Annotated in this window: 11 protein-coding genes and 1 pseudogene; 7 read left to right on the top strand and 5 right to left on the bottom strand. The window is 45.3% G+C overall.

What is annotated here, in order from left to right; translation table 11 throughout:
- From RLO19_RS00185 to RLO19_RS00175, 3 genes and pseudogenes are all read left to right on the top strand, one after another.
- On the top strand, positions 1–1532 hold a 1532-nt coding region (locus RLO19_RS00185; RefSeq protein ID WP_446352762.1), incomplete at its 5' end, for a tetratricopeptide repeat protein.
- A 25-nt stretch (positions 1533–1557) separates the two neighbouring features.
- Positions 1558–1641 (top strand): annotated as a pseudogene (locus RLO19_RS00180) (DUF433 domain-containing protein); the annotation flags it as partial.
- Positions 1642–2163: 522 nt separating this feature from the next.
- Positions 2164–3282: a hypothetical protein gene (locus tag RLO19_RS00175; RefSeq protein ID WP_446352760.1), complete on the top strand. Its 1119-nt coding sequence runs from the start codon at positions 2164–2166 to the stop codon at positions 3280–3282.
- Between the two features lie 49 nt (positions 3283–3331).
- Here the strand turns inward: RLO19_RS00175 and RLO19_RS00170 are convergent, their stop codons facing one another.
- The 5 genes from RLO19_RS00170 to petH all read right to left on the bottom strand — a co-directional run bounded on the left by RLO19_RS00170 (position 3332) and on the right by petH (position 11466).
- Positions 3332–3967 (bottom strand): Uma2 family endonuclease, encoded by a 636-nt coding sequence (locus RLO19_RS00170; RefSeq protein WP_446352759.1) that lies wholly within the window; start codon positions 3965–3967, stop codon positions 3332–3334.
- Complete coding sequence (locus tag RLO19_RS00165) at positions 3967–4668, bottom strand: Uma2 family endonuclease (protein ID WP_446352757.1); 702 nt, start codon at positions 4666–4668, stop codon at positions 3967–3969. The genes RLO19_RS00170 and RLO19_RS00165 overlap by 1 nt, the downstream gene beginning before the upstream one ends.
- A 93-nt stretch (positions 4669–4761) precedes the next feature.
- Complete coding sequence (locus RLO19_RS00160; RefSeq protein WP_446352755.1) at positions 4762–7527, bottom strand: helicase-related protein; 2766 nt, start codon at positions 7525–7527, stop codon at positions 4762–4764.
- Between the two features lie 481 nt (positions 7528–8008).
- The gene (gene ftsH2, locus RLO19_RS00155; protein ID WP_446352754.1) at positions 8009–9895 is read right to left on the bottom strand and encodes an ATP-dependent zinc metalloprotease FtsH2; all 1887 of its coding nucleotides are present in this window, start codon (positions 9893–9895) and stop codon (positions 8009–8011) included.
- 347 nt (positions 9896–10242) lie between these two features.
- Positions 10243–11466, bottom strand: coding sequence for a ferredoxin--NADP reductase (petH, locus tag RLO19_RS00150; RefSeq protein ID WP_446352752.1), 1224 nt, complete (start codon positions 11464–11466; stop codon positions 10243–10245).
- 792 nt (positions 11467–12258) lie between these two features.
- Between petH and RLO19_RS00145 the strand changes: the two genes are divergently transcribed.
- From RLO19_RS00145 to RLO19_RS00130, 4 genes are all read left to right on the top strand, one after another.
- Positions 12259–13260 carry a phosphoribulokinase gene (locus RLO19_RS00145; protein WP_446352750.1) on the top strand — a complete coding sequence of 334 codons (1002 nt, stop codon included), beginning with the start codon at positions 12259–12261 and terminating at the stop codon, positions 13258–13260.
- Positions 13261–13486: 226 nt separating this feature from the next.
- Positions 13487–13906, top strand: a complete 420-nt coding sequence (locus RLO19_RS00140) for a hypothetical protein (RefSeq protein ID WP_446352749.1) — start codon at positions 13487–13489, stop codon at positions 13904–13906.
- A 178-nt stretch (positions 13907–14084) separates the two neighbouring features.
- Positions 14085–14222, top strand: a complete 138-nt coding sequence (locus tag RLO19_RS00135; RefSeq protein WP_446352747.1) for a hypothetical protein — start codon at positions 14085–14087, stop codon at positions 14220–14222.
- Entirely contained in the window at positions 14212–16470 is a 2259-nt protein-coding gene (locus RLO19_RS00130; protein ID WP_446352745.1) for a tetratricopeptide repeat protein, read from the top strand. The genes RLO19_RS00135 and RLO19_RS00130 overlap by 11 nt, the downstream gene beginning before the upstream one ends.
- Positions 16471–16777 lie beyond the last annotated feature (307 nt).

Raw genomic sequence — 16777 nt, 5'->3', positions numbered from 1 at the left:
ATGCCTACTCTGACAGAATCCGGGGAGAAAGGGCAGAGAATATCGAACGTGCGATCGCATCCTATCAAGCCGCCCTAGAAGTTAGAACCCGTGACGCCTTTCCTAGCAATTGGGCAATGACGCAAAATAATCTGGGTGTTGCCTACGGTGACAGAATCCGGGGAGAAAGGGCAGAGAATATCGAACGTGCGATCGCATCCTATCAAGCCGCCCTAGAAGTTAGAACCCGTGACGCCTTTCCTAGCAATTGGGCAATGACGCAAAATAATCTGGGAGAAGCCTACCGTAACAGAATCCGGGGAGAAAGGGCAGAGAATATCGAATGTGCGATCGCATCCTATCAAGCCGCCCTTCAAGTCTACACCCGTGACGCCTTTCCTAGCGACTGGGCAGGTACGCAAAATAATCTGGGAGAAGCCTACCGTAACAGAATCCGGGGAGAAAGGGCAGAGAATATCGAATATGCGATCGCATCCTATCAAGCCGCCCTGCAAGTCAGAACCCGTGAGGCGTTTCCCCAAAACTATATTAAAACTCAATTTAACCTAGGACATGCCTACCGAGACGCCCAACAATTGGACAACGCCTATCATGCCTTTGCCACAGCGATTGATACCGTTGAATTCCAGAGAGTTGAGATTAGTTTAGGTACGGCTAATGATGCCGATAAACAGAAACTCGCGGAAGAATGGAATTCACTCTATTCCAATATGATCAAAGTCTGTCTGGAATTAGCAGACAATACCCAAGCCTGGGAATACATCGAACGCAGCAAAACCCGTAATCTGATTGACAACCTCACCAGCCGCAGCCTTTACCCTGACGGACAGATTTCTACCCAGAGACAAGAGGAATTACAACAGTTACAGGAAGCAATTTGGAGTGAACAGCGACGGTTAAATCAGTTACAGGCGGCTGGGGAACAAAAGTTATCAGCAAAATCGATAACTGTAGAAGAGATAGACTACAGCCATATCAACCAACTGCGCCAGCGTTACAACGAACTTTATCCCTATAAACCCCTCAAGTTTGACCAACTCTCTACACTGATTGATAAAAATACGGCAATTATTGAATGGTATATTTTCGATGATTGCTTCCGTGCGGTGATTATTACGGCTGAACCCCCCCTAGTCCCCCCTTATCAAGGGGGGGAACAAGACGCTATCCATCTCTCTGTTAATTCAACCCAGCCAGAAGACTCAAACCAATTCCCCCCTTTTGAAGGGGGGTTAGGGGGGATCTCCATTTACACATCCACCGCCGCAGACTTAGCCAACCTGGAAACCTGGGCTGAAGACTATCTCCAAGCCTACTACGCCCCCAGACTAGCCGAAACCGACAGGGAAACAGAACAACTCCAACAAGACTGGCAAACCTCACTCCCCTCACGCCTCAACCAACTAGCCGAAATCCTCCATATAAACGATATCCTCACCCACATCCCCGAAACCTGCACCCAATTTATTATCAGACATTCACCCCCATCCACACCCCAGACAAACCCACCCAAGAATCAAGGTTCAACTTAAGCGATAGGCATGGAGGAAATAGGCAATGACAAACGCGGGTAACAACTACATTATCAATACTGAACGAGGATTAGCACTCAGGGGTACTCGAATCACACTCTATGATGTAAATGTTGTGTGGAAAGATTGTATATATTGTAATTGATATTCAAGAGGGTAGGGGCGCAAGGCTTGCGCCCATTAAATGCACAGACGTGCGCCGATTAAATCTTATCTTGTGTTCATTGATCGGGTATAGCGTTGATTAAATATTGCACCGAAATCCAATGACAAATAACCAATCAGAATTGACTCCGTATTACCATTTATAGTGGTCAAGGTGCGTTAGCGAAACGTAACGCACGATGGTGCCGTGACCCAACTAAAATTGTGGAATAGATTTGACCGTGAAATTGGGCGCACGTCGGTGCGCCCCTACGGTTATTCTGTATTATAGGCTAATAAAAATGCCAGACATTTCCATCAACAAATGACAAATGACCAATAACCAATGACACCTTAAAATCCTAATCATCATCTGTTGATGAGAGAACTAACTTTTCGGTGAAATCAGTGTCAATAAACTCTCACATCCCTACCCCTATCTCTCCAATAAATCCGTGAAATCAGTGTTTTGACCCATAACCCATAAATGAAAAACCTCAGCCTCACCCTCACCCCCGACTCCCCACAACTTGACATCACCATCCCCCAACTGCAACACTTCCGCCCCCAATCCCTCCTCCCCCAAAGCATCCAAGCCTCCCTCGGACAAACCCTGTGGTTATACGCGGAAGTAGACGCCCAAACCGACTGCGCCAGCCTTGCTAAACAATGCGCTAACGCCCTCCTCGCCAATAGTCCCCTCAACTTCAGCCTCCAGCATCAAGACACATTCTTCGGGAGTCTTCTGTTCGACTACCTCGCCACGGAACCCAGCCAACCCGATAACCTCACCAGCCAATGTCACATCCTCATCTCGTTCAACACCAGCCAATCTCCCACTGTTGAACGCTTAGGAAAAGCCTACGATGAACTCCTCCAACTCCTTTGTTCTTATCACAAACTGCGCTACATCTATCACCAATCCCGCCAAAGCTACCCCGAAGCGCGACACCTCTACAGCGACTTAGAACAACAAATCCAAACCTTACCCAACCTCACCACCAACCCCCAAACCCGCCTCGACACCCTGAAAAACCTGCTTAACCAAATCCCCCAAACCGCCCTCGACTACGCCCGATGCTTGCGAGACTTACGCGCCCATCAGACGGCGATGGAAACCAATATTACCAACTTTGACACCAAAAAACGGAATCTTGCCCAAATTGGCAACATACCGCCATTCTGGGACGAATTCCTCAAAGAAAGCCAACGCGATAAACAGCAAATCCAAACCGATATCAATTATCTCTCACCCGGACAAGAATTATTCGGACAAATGCTAGAAACCGTGCGAGGTATCGTAGACTTAGATCAAGCAGAACGCGATCGCACCTTAGACCAGAAGCTACAAAACCTAGAACTGTGGATAGCCGTGGTGGGAACCGGATTAGCCGTAAGTGGGATATCCTCCCAAGTCGATTCCCAACCCATCCAAACCTTGATCCAGAATCAAACCAACTCAGATACACCCATTTGTCCCGGTGCAGGTGTAGTTAAATGTACCGCCTACAATGGTTTGAACGTCCTGATTCATATTATCATTGCCCTTGCGATCGCGCTTCCCATCGGTTTAATTATGCGACAGATTCGCCATCCATCCAAATAATGTCCTATATCCTCCAGACGCGCCATGGCGCATCTCTACACCTTCTCCATCAACGTTGGCGAGGATAGCGATCGCTCAATTTGTCAATCGCACCAGAGCCAAGTTGATAAGCATCTTTGATGCACTCAGTCAAGATCGCATTCAGGTCAAATCCACCGAAAAACTGACTCTGCTCAACCAAACTATACCGCCCATCCTGAAACTGATAGATTTTAATCTTTTGTTGGCGAACAATCCAAAGTTCCCTGACTCGATAAGGCAAATAATCATTAACACTGGTGAATGAGGTAACATCGCACTCAATTGCCAAATCCGGTGGCGGATCATTACTCCAATCAATCCGACGTTTTCCCACTACAGGTAACTCCCCAATATAGAAAAAATGATCCGGGATAACACCACTATGATCGGGTAAATCCATCGTGGTTTCGTGGTAAGAGTCGAACCTCAGTCCCTGATGGCGTAGCAACACCTTGACCATTTCCACGATAATGTCTAGTTGCTTACCATGCTCAGGTAAAGGAACCATCAGCAGTAGTTCTCCATGGCGGTACTTGACACGAGGGGAAGTGCTATCGCCTAAATGTTCCAGCAATATTTGATAATCCTGCCAGGTTCCAGGAACTCTCACCACCGCTCCGGCTGGCAACTCGATGGTATTGGGTTTGACGATCACATTAATCATCAGCAGCCTTCTCCATGCTGGCATTCAATTAACTGTTGGAAAAATGCTTGATGCTCCGCCGAATTAATGCCTGTTTGTAAAACAGTTAACACTTGCTGCATATTTCCTTGTAACATGGCAGGAACATCTAACCACAAACCCGGAAACACCAGAGAACAAATCCTATTTTGTTCATCCGGTATCAAAGGAACATAATCGCCATCCTGTAAACTAAACCAATCAATTCTTTGGTCAAATACCTGCAAAACAATGTATTCTTTTACACCACTGCGCCGATAGGCACGTTTTTTATCCCCTAAATCAATCGCTGCACTACTCGCGGCAATTTCAACCACTAATTCTGGTGCGCCCTCCAAGTATCCCTCTTGAGAGATAGTCACTTGTCCACCGCTTTGTTCGCTAATGAATAAAACACCATCAGGTTGGGGTTCGTTGTCGATATCCAAGCGTACAGTAGGCTCAATACCCATTTGCACTTGGGGTGTAGCCGCTTGATAAACTCCCAGCCAAGTGATTAAACGTCCATGAGGTTCAGCGTGGGGTGTAAAGCGTAACGGCGAAGCCATGTACACCACTCCTTCAATCAATTCAGCTTTTTTAAGTTCTGGCATGGAGTGGTAACGGCGCTCGAATTCAGGACGAGTCAAGCGATCGCCATTCTCCAACGGTGGCAACTTGGATTTGGGTAATGAAGACCTCATTGTAACAGCCTCATGGGTTGAAATGAGCGTGATTCTATCTTAATCAAGAACATAAATCACTAATTCTCTAGTGCAGCTAGACCCGATGAACACCTATTTAAAGTTTAGCCAGTCTTTAACTGTATCATTTTCTTGTTCTGGTTTCAGGTATAGAGTACATTCTCTAAGAATTTCTTCAGGATTAATACCTTCTTTATCACACCACTTGTTGATGCAAGCATCACTCAATTCTTCTACTTTATCGTAGTCAACCCAAGCCGTTTCTGTATCTTTAGTGCAGGCAATTAGATCGAGCAGGTTGACCACAGTTGGTTCCCGGAGTTGTTGAGTTTTAGGCTCATAAACAAGTCCATGATATTTTCCTTGATAATTGAGCAAAACGTAAATCGAAGGATCGGGTTCTGAATAAATCTTAGCGCTGACAATATCGCTAGGGATGCTCTTGGCATAATTACGATTAAGCTGTAGTTGGGCTGTGTGCTGGTAGTAGGGCGATATATCCAAATTAGCTAATTCGTCTATATCTAATCGCCCTGATCGGATAGTTACAGGTGATGTTATATCTGGCATATTAATTTCTTGAGTTCTGTCCATAGTTAAAACGGGCAATTCAATCAACTTTCGAGATTCACTATGACGTTCCATCAGTTTTTCCCAGCGTCCCATGATACCTGCTAACTCATAGTGCAGATTACTTTCATTTATTAAAGTAGGAACAAACGTAAATACTTGTACAGTTCGTGGAGAACGCCAAAAGCGGAGTATGCGTCCAGCCCGTTGAATAGGACCAATGGGAGTCCAGTCTATATCATAGTTAATGACTACAGAGGCATCCTGCATATTTACACCGACACCGTGAGCATCTGTTGAAATGAATACATCATAATTTTCTTCATACTTGTTTTCCGCATCATTAGCCACAGGTGCAAATTTTTTAATAAGGTTTTCTATGTGTTTAGTTTCTTTCATTTCATAGTTATTAGATGCAACCTCATCGATCGTGGCGATTACATGTAGTGAAGGAATTAATTCATTTAATTTTTGCTGTAGGTAAACTACCGTCGCTCTTCGTTCACAAAATATAATTATCTTTTCTTTTTGGTTTTGTATTTCTTGAATGATTTTGCAAAGAGTTTCAAATTTTATATCTCGATATCTTTTGGAAGTTAATTGTTCCAGTATAGGCTTCAATACTCGCTGTCGCTCTTTGCGCGTAAATTTAAACTCCAGCTTTTCAAAAACATACTGATTTTTACCATTAGGTGTATCATTTATGCGCTCAAGCACTCCACGTAGAGCCAAGGGAGAACTTGCCCAAGCGACTTTTACCAACCTCTCTATACTTTTCCTAAACATAGGATTGCGAGAATTAAGTTCAAAGTAACCATCAACGACAATGGGTGTAAAAGAGCTTTCTAGTAGTAAAGGGAAGTCAATACTATGGAGTATTATTTTGGGTATATAGCGCTTCTCTTCCCCAAAGTTTATATAAATTTCCTCTTCATCAAGTTGACCATAATATTGAGCTACGTGCGGTGTCGTTAGTTGAGAAGTGACAGGTAGATCAATAAAATTTTCAGGTTTTTCAATATGCCATGCTCGCGCATCATCTATCCAATCTGGCAATAAAGCACGGTTTTCAGCGGTATGAGGGAGCAAAAATAACTGGTTATTTAGATTTTCAGTATTTTTAGCATAAGGTGAACCCGTTAAAAGTAAAACTTTGGAAGTATTGGCATGGCAGAGGGGTTTTAGCCATTGAAATGCCTGACGTTCTACTTTCTGCGATTGTTTATATCTTCTATTGCTCAATCTATCTGTGTAGCGGTTTCTAAACTCATGGCTTTCATCTATGATAATCAGCCAACGCCGCTCTTGAGTACTTTGTAAAATATCCTCAAAATCTTCAAGACTATGATCCCTCTCAGAACTTTTTTGATCCAGCGCTTGACGAATAAAATATTTACAGGATAAGCTAGCGTCAAGCATTTCGCGTTCCCAGGTCTTTTTTACTGGCTTCGGTCCAATAACAATAACATTATCAATTGCATCTTCTTCACGCAGATGTAATGCTACATGAACGGCGACTACAGTTTTACCTAGTCCAGTAGAAGCTACCAGCATCGAGCCACTAAAGTCGTGTATTTGACGTAACGTTTGAGTAATCATATCTTTTTGATAGCTAACCGGAGATTTTTGATAGTTAGCTTTGACAGGCTGTAGGTCTTCTAGAGCGAGCATAGTCTTGAGATAAATGTCCCAAGGACGCACAAAATCAAGCCAACAGCGGAGGACTTCTAATAATTCCTGAGAGATGTCTTGTGCTTTGGCAAAGAAATCATCAAATTCTTGAACCAGTGCGACAATTTCACGGCGTTTAGTGATGATACAGCCCCCCTCAACTTGCTCCATCAAACCGCGTCCCGTGAGATTAGATGAAGTCTGAATTGCTAATTGATTGTCTATCAAGTAAAGTTTGTTATGGTGATCCAGCGCACGAGCATCCACAATGTAAACCTGATCCGATTGCATTCTTGCGACTAAATCAAGCACGGTTTGTCGTCGATCTCTATCTAAACCAGTACGCAAATCGCGCATGATTTCACTAATCAAAGCTTTCCGCGCTCTCTCTTCCCCCGGTTCGTCCAAACCCACTAAAAGATAAACACGTTTACCATCTGTATAAGTTCTGATCAGTCCCCATCCTCTGATCGTGAAAAAGCCAGAGGCAATGCGAATCTTATTTTTCCCAGCTTGAAGGTGGTAGCGAACACGTTCCAAGGTTGTTCCTTTTTTAAACCAAGTTTCTCGTGACGTATTTACCGAATTAATTGATAAGTTATTCTGAGCGTTCATCATTAATTTACCTAGCTTTTTAGAACACCAATTCAGTAGTCGAATTATTTACTACAATTCTCAAACAACGGTAATACAAGATACAAAAAATTCAATTTTGTAGAGACTGAGATATTGCACTTTTGTCAGTAAGCCCCGACATCTGCCAAAAGTGTCCTTAAGTTCTTGGCAAGCGATTTAGCCCATAAAAATAAATGGACTAAAACTCTTATCCAGTCAGCTTTAGCTGATTTGAGCTTGGGTTCCTTGGGTTTAAACAAGGCGGTTTAACGCCAGTGGTGCTTCCCTAAGTTTAAAACAAACCTTCTCGCCTAAGACGAATGGCACGCTTCTGAAGGCTGGTGGGCAGTGCCCACCCTACGGTATATCAAGAGTTTCGGTAATCCCAAAATGCTTATCGAGCGTGCTATTGCGCCTAAGACAGACAAAAAATAGGGATGATGTTCACCATCCCTACTTAATGAATTAGTTAAACTGTCCGAAATTACAACACAGGAACATACTGCTCCTTCTCCGGTACATGAGTATATTCCGCCACAATCTGACGAAACTCCTCGCCGTCAATGGTTTCCCTCTCAATTAACAGATCCACCAAACGGTCAATCACGACGCGATTTTCCCGCATAATTCGCTTGGCGTCGTCGTGACAATGTTCCACAATCCGGCGCACTTGTTCATCAATACGAGAGGCTACTTGTTCGGAATACTCCGCCCGATTCATCAAGCCACCACCGAGGAACACTTCTCCCTCTTGACTTTCCAGAGACAACGGACCTAAATCGGACATGCCGAAACGGGTCACCATTTGTCGCGCCATCCCCGTCACCTGCTGTAAATCACCACCGGCACCTGTGGTAACTTCAGAATAACCAAAAATCTCTTCTTCTGCGGCACGACCGCCTAACGCCCCAGTAATCCGGGCTTTAAGCTGCGCCCGCGTAATTAAGCCTTGCTCTTCACTGGGCGTAAACCAGGTCAACCCTTGAGCTTGACCCCGAGGAATTAAGGTCACTTTCTGCACGGGATCATGATCCTTGAGCACCGTCCCCACGATCGCATGACCAACTTCATGGTAAGCAATTAACCGCTTACTCTTACTATCCACCAGCGGTGTGCCTTCCATACCCGCTACCACCCGGTCAACGGCGTCGTTGATTTCCAGCATGGTAATCGCCTCTTTACGCCGACGGGCGGTGAGAATTGCGGCTTCATTCAACAAGTTAGCTAAATCTGCCCCAGTAAATCCAGGAGTGCGCCGCGCGATCGCTTCAATGGAAATTTCCGGTGCAAGTTTCTTATTCCGCGCATGGACTTCCAGGATACCAATCCGTCCTTTGAGATCCGGCGCATCGACCATCACCTGGCGGTCAAACCGTCCGGGACGCAATAAGGCGGAATCCAGAACATCAGGGCGGTTAGTCGCGGCAATAATGATAATCCCAGTATTGCCTTCAAATCCATCCATCTCAGTGAGCAACTGGTTCAACGTTTGCTCGCGTTCATCGTTACCGCCGCCGATACCAGCACCCCGTTGTCGTCCTACGGCGTCAATCTCATCAATAAAGATCAGACAAGGTGCATTTTCCTTAGCTTTCTTGAACAAGTCACGGACACGGGAGGCGCCCACACCCACAAACATTTCCACGAATTCACTACCGGAGATACTAAAGAAAGGCACCCCAGCTTCACCCGCGATCGCCTTCGCCAGTAATGTCTTACCTGTACCCGGAGGTCCGACTAACAGCACCCCTTTAGGAATACGTGCGCCTACCGCCGTAAACCGTTCGGGCTGCTTCAGGAACGTCACCACTTCCTGCAATTCTTCCTTTGCTTCCTCAATTCCCGCCACATCATCAAAAACAATTCCTGTTTTCGCTTCCATCTGGAACCGGGCGCGGGATTTACCAAAGTTCATAGCTTGACCCGGACCGCCACCAATATTACTCGAACGACGGAACAGGAAGAATAGCCCACCAATTAACAAAATCGGAAAAATTAAATTTCCCAGGATGCCCCAAATTGCCCCATCCTGACGTGCTGGATGGGTATCTAAAGCAATATCAGCCTCTCTCAGCTTCGTGATTAGCTCAGGAGAGTTAGCCGGCAAATCCACACGTAGACGCTGAACTCGGTTATCCAGCTCCGGGTCGATCGCTTCTACAATTGCCGTTTGACCGCCATCATAGAGGTCAACACTCGTGACTCTCCCTTTCTCGATGTAGTCTAAAAAGCGGCCATAAGTCATCCGGGTGCTGGCAGTATTTTGATTTAAATCACCAACAGTCGGAGAAAATGCCCCCTGCCATAGGAAAAACCCAATGACAAGGGCGGGTATTGTCCAAAGTAGGAGAATTCTCCAGGAAAATTTCATCGCTTATCAGCCTCTAGATATTTGTTTTCTGGTTTGGCTTTTGCTCTCAAAGAGCCTCCTGTTTAGCACAAAGCCCAGCTTAAATGGTGGTTTCAATAGGAAACTTTACTTCTGCTTAATTAAATTTAACGTAATTCTCAGGATTTGAGCAACTTTCTGAGCCAAATTTATAGAGAAAGGCAGTTGGAAGCGGTGTAAAGAAAGTCCTCACCTTTATGGCGACAACTCTATAAGCTTAGGACTTAGGCAAAACCCAGCATAGAGTAGGGGCACGACATGTCGTGCCCCTACAGATGGTGATTCAACGGTAAATTGGCGTAAGTCCTGAAGCTGTTAAGGAAGCCGTATTAGTAGGTTTCAACGTGCCAGCGATCAGCTTTCTTCATAGATTTCTGGTAATCAGTCCAGTTCATCCCTTGCCGTTCGGCTGCAGCGGAGAGTGCTGAATCAATGCCATCTTCCATACCCTTGAGTCCACAAATGTAGGTGTGGGTATTATCCTTGTGCATTAACTCAAACAGTTCATCGGCATGTTCATCCACCCGATGCTGGATATACATCTTGCCACCCTCTTTGTTCTTCTGTTCACGGCTGATGGCGTAGGTGAGACGGAAATTATCGGGAAACTCTTGCTGTAGTTTTTCTAATTCCTCTTTGTACAGAATGTTTGCCGTATAGGGGATACCAAAAATCAGCCAAGCAAACCCTTTGAACTTGTAATCTTCGTGCTGTTCTTTAAACATCCGCCACAGGTAAGCCCGGAAGGGGGCAATCCCTGTACCTGTTGCCATCATGAGAACGGTAGCCTCTGGATCTTCGGGAAGTAACATTTCTTTCCCAACCGGTCCAGTAATCTTGACATCATCGGTGCCGACTGGCAGGTTGCACAAGTAGCTGGAGCAGACGCCATAGACGGTTTCCCCGGTTTCTGGGTGCTTGTACTCCAGTTGTCTAACACAAAGTGAGACAGTCTTATCATCCTCGTGATCACCATGACGAGTGGAGGCGATGGAGTAGAGTCTGAGTTTATGAGGCTTTCCTTTGTCGTCTTCTCCAGGTGGGATAATGCCTATACTCTGACCTTCCAAGTACCGTAGATCACCCCCAGAGACATCAAAGGTAACGTGGCGAACCGTACCTGATCCCCCTTCGGCAACCAGTTCGTAGTTTTCAATACATTTGCCCAGATAGGGATTTTTGGGTTTGTATAGATTGACGGGAACTCCCGGTTTAGATTTTCCGTGAATGATCGGCTGGCTTTTTTGTGCAGACGCCGTTGGCTGGGCTGAACCCGTCGATTGGCTATTGCCATTGACTCCATTCTTAGAATTCATCATGCCATCAAGAGGTTGAATGCTGACAATTGTGCCACCCATGCGGGTGATTCGTTGCATTTCTTGATTCATCCGATTGTATGGCACTGTGATATAGACGCTGCCACTGCTACGAATGGGATAGCCCATTTTGTCAGTTTCCGTATTCTGACTTAAGCCCGCCACTTCGTAAAGAAACAGGCGATTCGCGAAGTTTGTGGTGTTTGCGGAATTAGCCGCCGCTTTTGAACTAGACATTGCTTTATTTCTCTCCAAACCAACTCTGTACGATATGTTGATAAGTACAGCACTTCATCAATCCGCGACGAAAGAAGCAACCTCCCCATCAGGGTTTCAGTCGCTCCATGCTTTTTTACAAGCCCCCGTCAGACCTGTTTGGGTTAACGACGGGTTCTATGACGCCGATGCATGAACTTGTGCAATCCTTTACCAAAAATTGCCTTTGGCAACACAAGCTGACTCTACTGCCGAGTTTGAGATTAACCCAGTAAAGCCTTAAGAAAGTACTATCAGCTTAACATTTTGCAACGCTCCCAACTCCCCTCGGCTCAAGGCGAGGGAATGAATTAGGTTACAAGTGCGTTCATGTATACTTTAGAATACGTCTAATCGGTTGAGTTCGTAAAGCTCCAACTTATCGGACTCCCATGGGCATCTGCCCAGGACGCCATTTACCGCAGATGGCTCAACTAGGATAACTCAGTCACTGACCGATCCAGGGTCAAAATGGAGTCAATTTTAAATTTTTTGATCCAATTGGCACAACTGCCTTTAGGATTATGTTAAGGAATTAAGGAGAAACATTAAGTCTTGTAGATAAAATCTCATTTTGGTAAAATCCACACACAGCCGCTAGTATAAAATACTTAACCCGTGTCTGACTGGAGTCTAATCCCCTGGGAAAGACTCACACCTGTTGCCAATCTGTAACGGGTTAAAGGCACGCGATCAACAGATGGGTTGACTAGACTTGGGACTTGGATTGCTGGAAACTCTATTTGAAACTATTTTTTGCGTTAGAGGGAAACTATGACCACTCAGCTAGACCGCGTGGTATTAATAGCCGTTGCTGGAGACTCTGGATGCGGGAAGTCAACTTTTCTGCGTCGCTTGGCAGATCTGTTTGGTGAAGAGTTTATGACGGTCATCTGCTTAGATGACTATCACAGCTTAGACCGCAAAGGACGTAAAGCGGCAGGGGTGACAGCGCTTAACCCCAAGGCGAACAATTTTGACCTGATGTATGAGCAAGTTAAAGCGCTCAAAAATGGTCAGGCAATTGATAAGCCAATTTATAACCACGAGACGGGTGAACTTGACCCACCGGAACGGGTTGAACCCAATAAAGTCGTGGTAATTGAAGGATTGCACCCCTTGTATGATGAGCGTGTGCGATCGCTGGTTGATTTCGGCGTTTATCTTGATATCAGCGATGAAGTCAAGATAAACTGGAAAATCCAGCGTGACATGGCAGAACGGGGACATACCTACGAAGATATTCTGGCGTCTATTAACGCTAGACGCCCTGACTTTACCGCTTACATCGAACCCCAAAAAGAGTTTGCTGATGTCGTAATTCAGATATTACCGACTCAGTTGATCAAAGAAGATAAGGAATCCAAGATCCTGCGGGTGCGCTTGGTTCAGAAAGATGGTGTAGAAGGCTTTGAGCCTGTGTATCTGTTTGATGAAGGATCAACCATTGACTGGAGACCCTGCGGTCGTAAGTTGACCTGTGCCTATCCTGGTATCAAGCTGTACTATGGTCCAGATAGCTACTTCGGTCATGATGTTTCTGTGTTGGAAGTGGATGGTCAGTTTGACAATCTAGAGGAGATGATTTACATCGAAAGTCACCTCAGCAACACCTCCACGAAATACTATGGCGAGATGACCGAACTGTTGCTCAAGCACAAGGACTATCCAGGTTCTAACAATGGCTCTGGCTTGTTCCAAATTCTGGTCGGTCTGAAGATGCGATCCACTTACGAACGGTTGACCTCGAAGGCGCAAGTGACAGCGAGTGTTTAGCTGATTTAGCCCTATGTTTCCCACGCCATAATCGTTGATTTGGCGTGGGATGGCTGTACAAATAGGGTTGACAAAGACGAGATAATGTGCATTGGTTGAATCGGTAAAGGCTAACGGATTGGAAACCTTGATTCTTCGTTAAAAAAGCCGGGTTTTCAAGTCATTTTACCTTAAGCGCAGGCGGGGAATCATTACCCAGTCAGTTTCACCGACGCCCTGTGATATTTTGCTCTATCAAGGTCGGGGCGATCGCATCCGTGATTTCATTCGCGCTAAAATCGAGCAGGCGGAACCTCCTGTCGTCTTGTTGGCGCATAGTTTAGGTGGGATTGCTTGTGTGGATTTGCTGGTTCAACAGCCTCTCCCACAAGTGGAATTGCTGATTACAGCGGGTTCTCAAGCGCCGTTTTTCTATGAAATTAATGCCCTCTACAGTTTAGAATACGGGGAACCGCTACCGGATTATTTTCCCAGTTGGTTGAATATCTATGACTTGCGGGATTTTCTGAGTTATATTGGCGCAAATGTCTTCCCCAATAAGGTGCAAGATGTATTAGTGGATAGCAAACAACCCTTTCCGCGATCGCATGGGGCATACTGGACAAATAAAGCAGTATGGAAGGCAATTATACCCCGGTTGCCATAAAGGAGTTACCTTGTAGGTTTGGTAGAGCGTAAGTAAGCAAGAGGAGGCGATTGAAATCGCTGCTACACAAACTTTCGTCCGCCTGCGCGGACTGGGTTATAACGGGGATAGCGTTCCCCGCATTTGGTATAGCAACCGCCATAGCGGTTAGGACACATCATTTATGTAGAGACGCGCCATGGCGCGTCTCTACAATGGTGACGAAAGTCCTAATCAATGTGTCTACTATACAAAGGTGATATCTTCCCCAGCTCCCAGACGTGCCATGGCACATCTCTACATCCTCCCTCTGCTTTTAGGCGGACATGAAATTTAGCGTTAAACCAGAACAAACTTATGGATTAGTTGTTGGTATCGAGAAATACCAAGAAAATAGTTGGAATGTCGATGGACAGGTAAATGATGCCCTAAAGTTTGCTCAGTGGCTTAGTGGGCGAGGCGTTCCCAGAGACAATATTCGCCTGTGCTTGTCACCGTTAGAAGAAAATGGCACATTGGCTGAGTCAACAGAATGGGTAATAGAAGAAGCAACCGAGTCAAATATTACCACTCTAATTACCGATGTTCTGTCTGAGAAAAAAGGGGATTTACTTTATCTATTTTGGGCGGGACATGGTTTGATTACCTCAACCCGAAACCGTCGCCTACTTTGTGCCGATGCGACGAAACGGAATTGGCAGAATCTGGATTTGAATTCATTACTGGTTTATTTAAGTTCAGATAGTTTTAAAATTTCCCATCATATTTGCATCATTGATGCCTGTGCCAATTATATTTTAGAGTCTAATGGGCGAAGGTTAGGTGCATCATTTGAAATGATACATCTGGATGTGCTGTCAGAAGCGGCGGCTATCGCCCTGTTGGTTTCATTGATTGGAGAAGAACGGATTGAGGCGGAACCAGAAACGGCGAAACAGTTGTGTCAGGAATTAGGGTATTTGCCTTTGGGATTGGAATTAGTGGGGCGGTATTTGCAGCGTAAGCTTGATTTGTCATTAGTTAAAATGTGCCAGCGCTTGGGGTTAAAGCACCGTTCCCTGCAAAATCCCGATGGGGATATGACCGCACAATTGGGGGTAGAAGCGGCATTTGAGTTGAGTTGGCAAGAACTGAGTGAAGAGGCTCAAGTATTAGGCTGTTTTCTAAGTTTATTTGCTCTGGCTCCGATTCCCTGGGTTTGGGTAGAACGATGCTGGGAAGACCAAGATGTGGAAGAGTTGGAGGATGCTAGAGATTATGAATTACTTAATCTCAGTTTACTGGAACGTGCGGATAAAGGCAGTTACCAACTACACCAACTGATTCGGGAATTTTTAAAAGGAAAGTTAGAAGCGTTAACTGAAGCTGACGAACTTAAACAACGGTTTTGTCAGGCGATAGTCGCTGCGGCAAAGCAGATTCCTCAGACGCCAACTAAAGATGATATCGTCATAGCTACCCCGATGATTCCGCACCTAGCAGAAGCTGCAACTACTCAGAAAGATTGGTTAAGTGATCAGGATTTAATGTGGTTTTTTGTTTGCTTAGGTCGATTTTATGAAGGTCAAGGACTCTACAAACAAGCTTTACCCTGGCGTAAGCAGTGCTTATCCGCAATGAGAGAGCGTTTAGAAGAAAACCATCCATTAGTGGCAAACAGTCTGGACAATCTGGCTTTACTTTACTCATCGCAGGGAAGGTATTTGGAAGCTGAACCTTTGCATCTGCAAGCTTTAGAGTTGAATAAACGCCTGCGGGGTGATGACCATTTATCTGTGGCAGCTAGTCTGAACAATCTGGCTTTACTCTACTCATCATGGGAAAGATATGGTAAAGCCGAACCTTTGTGTTTGCGAGCCTTAGAGTTGAGTAAACGCCTGCTGGGTGATGACCATCCCGATGTAGCAACCAGTCTGAACAATCTGGCGTATCTCTACAAATCACAGGAAAGATATGGTGAAGCCGAACCTTTGTATCAAAAAGCCTTAGAGTTGAATAAACGCCTGCTGGGTGATGACCATCCCCATGTAGCAACCGGTTTGAACAATGTGGCAGGACTCTACTCATCACAGAGAAGGTATTCAGAAGCCGAACGGTTGTATCTGCAAGCTTTAGAGTTGAGAAAATGCCTGTTGGGTGATAATCATCCCGATGTGGCAAGCAGTCTCAACAACCTGGCATATCTCTACAAATCACAGGGAAGGTATGACGAAGCTGAACCTTTGTATCAAAAAGCCTTAGAGTTATATAAACGCCTGTTGGGAAATGACCATTCCCATGTGGCAACCAGTTTGAATAATTTGGCTAATCTCTACTCATCACAGGAAAGATATGGTGAAGCTGAACCTTTGTATCTGCAAGCCTTAGAGTTATATAAACGCCTGCTGGGAGATAATCATCCCCATGTGGCAACCAGTCTGAACAATCTGGCATATATCTCCTATTCACAGGGAAGGTATGGTGAAGCAGAACCTTTGTATCAAAAAGCCTTAGAGTTGAGAAAACGCCTGCTGGGGGATGACCATCCTCTAACAATCACTATCTCTAAAAATTTGCAGTTCTTGCGTGAGGAACGCAATCAATAACAAAGTAAACTTAAGCCTTGTTGAAAAGGAAATCGCGGAACCAAACGAAACAAAGTCCACCTACGCGGACTAAAGAAAAACTAGGGGTGTGGAAACCCGCGCAGGCGGGTTTAGTTTGTGTAGCTGCGGTTTCAACCGCCCAATTAATGGTTAATACCAAGTTGCTTTCTATCATGTCTAGGAAGAGCGAAGCGTGACGCTTGCGCGATAGCGAGGAACGAGCGTCAGAATCTGGGCAGATGCTTCGCGTCACTCCGTTTCACTGCGTTTTGCTCAGCATGACAGATTCTACCTTAGACTGCAACTT

The organism is Coleofasciculus sp. G2-EDA-02 (genome assembly GCF_040226375.1).
In the GTDB taxonomy this organism is placed as follows: Bacteria; Cyanobacteriota; Cyanobacteriia; order Cyanobacteriales; family Coleofasciculaceae; genus Coleofasciculus.
The sequence above is the reverse complement of the archived record's forward strand: the minus strand, read 5'-3'. Positions and strand labels throughout refer to the sequence as shown.